Origin of the sequence: Hallella mizrahii (genome assembly GCF_009695775.1) — a bacterium.
Taxonomy (GTDB): domain Bacteria; phylum Bacteroidota; class Bacteroidia; order Bacteroidales; family Bacteroidaceae; genus Prevotella; species Prevotella mizrahii.
The window spans coordinates 1-1,691 of sequence record NZ_VUNG01000092.1 but is presented as its reverse complement, the minus strand read 5'-3'; the positions used below and the strand labels follow the sequence as shown (position 1 = coordinate 1,691).

Genomic DNA, 1,691 nt, shown 5'->3' with positions numbered 1-1,691 from the left:
TACTTCTATATAACTAATCAGTGCCATCCGTTACCTTGAGCCCAGATTGAGCTTGCTCATTCTGTAGGCGAAGAATCTTTGCTTGAAGCTTTTTAATTCTTCTTTCAAGAGTTTTCTCCTTGCTTTTGGCATATATTGACACGTCATATTCTTTTTTGTTTTTGACCATCGTATAGAAGATTCCCGCCATTTTCTTGCCTGTAGCAACCATTGCCTGTAAATGGCCGCTTCTTGCCTTGATGTGGCGGAAGTAATCTCCCAACGGTTCGTTTGATCTCCATAGCGCATTGGCGCACTGTCTGAACACCTGTCCCACAGGATTGTTCTTGTTGGGGACTTTGCTCGAAAGCAGCTTCCCACCGGAGATTTTATTGTTCGGCACCAGATTCGCCCAACTTTCGAAGTGCCTTGCGTCAGGAAATTTCTCCACGAAGTCCGGCCCAAGTTCCGCAAGCAGCCGAAGTGCGGAGTTCTTACTCATCCCCGGCATGCGCATTACATTGACCCCCCAGGCGTTGTAGGCATACTGCTCTATGTCAAAGCTGACATCGTTGTGCAGCTGCTTCTGCTTCTTGCTGCGTTCCATAGCCGCAGCCTTGTCCGCATCCACGCTTGCAGAGTAACGGTTGACCAATTCCTCTATCTTTGCCTCGGTGTCCTTGATGAGGTCTTTGTAGTAATGGTACAGGTCATCGCTCTGCTTCATGATGAAGAGGTGGTCCTCGTCCCATGTCGCCTGGAGGGATGCCTTTATCTCCTCCTTGCTCTTCTTGCACCGCCAGTCTGCCAGCCCCGCAAGCCTCTCGGGGTCACGCTCGCCGTCAAGTATTGCCTTGATGATTGCCTGGCCGGACTTGCCCAGTATGTCGCTGAAGGCGTTGTCCAGCTTCAGGTTCATCTGCTCCATCTCCTTCTGCAGGTGCAGCACCTCACGGCTGCATGACTGTATCAGGTTGTCCCTGTGCCTTACCAAGTTCCGAATCTCACGGGTTACATTGTCAGGCTGGAAACAGGCTTTCAACAGACCGTAAGTATGGAGCGTCATCAACCAATGGGCGTCAGCCTCGTCGGTCTTCTTGCCCGCATAGTTCTTGGCTTCACGGGGATTTACCAGTATCACATCGAACCCGTCACCCTTTAGGACTCGGAACAGGGGAAGCCAGTATACTCCGGTCGACTCCATTACCACCGTGTCTATGCCGCACTTCTTCAGCCATGCGGATATTTCATGCAGGTCTTTCGTGTACACACCGAACGTGCGGTTGCACTTCTCGTCGCGGTCGCTTGGAACACACACCTGCATTTCCTTTGGGGATACATCTACACCTGCAGCGTTAAGATGGACAACTTTGAACTCGCGATCCTTGCCGATTCCATTTTTTCTTCTTACCTTTGTCATCGTGATTGGCTTTTGTTGTAAAACATTGCCAGACCCGACTCCTCTGGACAGAAGTATTCTTCTATAAGGCCTCCTACGGCACAATCGTTTGTCTACTAGGAGACGGAGCCACGCTGCAAATTAGGGTCTGAGCCCTACTAAGAAACTGGCTTTAGCTTGTCTGGCGCAACAAAGCTAATCACTTTTTAGTGAAAATCGTAATGTTTGAGCGCTTTTTCAAATGCGTTCGAAGAACGCATCCCCCAGTTATATCGTGCCTTTGTTTTAAAGACCTCTAAAAGTTTGCTGCAAA

General features: G+C 49.6%; 1 protein-coding gene. It reads right to left on the bottom strand.

The window, feature by feature from the left end; translation table 11 throughout:
• Positions 1-13: 13 nt before the first annotated feature.
• Complete coding sequence (locus FYJ73_RS15555; RefSeq protein WP_154535652.1) at positions 14-1,399, bottom strand: IS110 family RNA-guided transposase; 1,386 nt, start codon at positions 1,397-1,399, stop codon at positions 14-16.
• Positions 1,400-1,691 lie beyond the last annotated feature (292 nt).

Bases quoted from the DNA above. Each gene is read 5' to 3' on its own strand.
- FYJ73_RS15555 (WP_154535652.1), bottom strand. From the start codon at position 1,399: ATGACAAAGGTAAGAAGAAAAAATGGAATCGGCAAGGATCGCGAGTTC.